Origin of the sequence: Paraburkholderia sp. J8-2 (genome assembly GCF_905220195.1) — a bacterium.
In the GTDB taxonomy this organism is placed as follows: domain Bacteria; phylum Pseudomonadota; class Gammaproteobacteria; order Burkholderiales; family Burkholderiaceae; genus Paraburkholderia.
On the sequence record NZ_CAJMZA010000095.1, the window covers coordinates 1 to 1,356 of the forward strand.

1 protein-coding gene is annotated in these 1,356 nt (G+C 59.4%); it reads right to left on the reverse strand.

Annotated elements, in window-relative coordinates:
- Positions 1-242 precede the first annotated feature (242 nt).
- Positions 243-1,268, reverse strand: coding sequence for an IS110 family transposase (locus tag U5A52_RS42930; RefSeq protein ID WP_321940471.1), 1,026 nt, complete (start codon positions 1,266-1,268; stop codon positions 243-245).
- Positions 1,269-1,356: the final 88 nt, after the last annotated feature.

Consider the following 1,356-nt stretch of genomic DNA (forward strand, 5'->3'; position numbering starts at 1 on the left):
TGTAGGAGCTATATCCTAATCTATGGCCAGCCCGAGATTTGCAACCTCCGGTTCTGATGATTTCGTGGCTTGCGAAAATCTATCCGGAATCGCTGTTCCGAGATGAAAACCGCACCGGACGATCCTCAAAATGTCGGCAGCCGTTTCGAGCTGTAGGATTTGCCAGGTTCTTCGTCCGGTCGCTGTGCCGTTGGGTCATCAGGTTCCAGCAGTCGCAAAACCTTGTTGGGTGAAACGATGGATCAGTCCGCGAACTTCAGGCGTGAAGCGTCGTACGCGGTGTGTTTTGTCAGCACCGCCCAGGCGATGCGCGCGAGCTTGTTGGCGACGGCACAGGCGACGACGTTTGGATGGCGCCGTGTCAGCATTGACCGGATCCATTCGCCGAGTCTGTCTGTGCGCTGGGTCGCCCGATGCATGACTGCGTGGGCACACTGGACGAGCAGATAACGTAGATGCCGGTCGCCTCGTTTGCTGATTCCGCACAAGGTACTGTGACCGCCCGTGCTGTGCTGGCGCGGAACCAGCCCGATCGAGGCCGCGAAGTTCCGGCCGCCCGCAAACTGCGCGACGCTGCCCACCTCGGCAGCCAGCAGGCTTGCCGTAATCATGCCGATGCCGGGAATGGAGAGCAGCCGCGCAGCGTTCTCGTCCTCACGCAGTTGCGTGGTCAGATCCCGCTCGATGTCCGTGACCTGCTGGTCCAGATATCGATAGTGCTCGTACAGCCGCTCAATGATCCGGGTTAGCCGCGGAGGCAGATCATGCACCGCGAGCACTTCCGGCAGCCGGCGTAGCATGGCCTTCGCCAACGGAATTACGATGCCGAACTCGAGCAGGATCCCGTGAATACGGTTGATGGTGGCCGTGCGTTCGGTGACTAGGCCTTCGCGTGTCCTGTGCAACGCGGCGAGAAGTTGCTGCGCTTCCGTTCGCGGTTCGACGAAGCGCATCGTAGGCCGGCACGCGGCCTCGCAGATCGCTTCGGCATCGATGTAATCGTTCTTGTTGCTCTTTACGAAAGGCCGTACGTACTGCGGTGAAACCAGCTTGGCAACGTGCCCCATTTGGTTGAGCTTGCGTGCCAGCCAGTGTGAACCGGCACAGGCTTCCATCACCACGGTGACCGCCTTGAGATTGCTGAAGAACGGAAGCAACTGCAGGCGCGAGAGCCGCTTGCGGAATACCTCATGGCCCTTTGCATCCTGTGCGTGCAGATGAAACACATGCTTGCCCAGATCGATGCCGATCAACGTGACCTCGTTCATGGCGCTCTCCTCTACCGTGGACCGAACTGCCTATCGTAGAACGGTCGGTGGGATCGGGCTGGCCATTTCATTATGTCGTGTTCTGGCT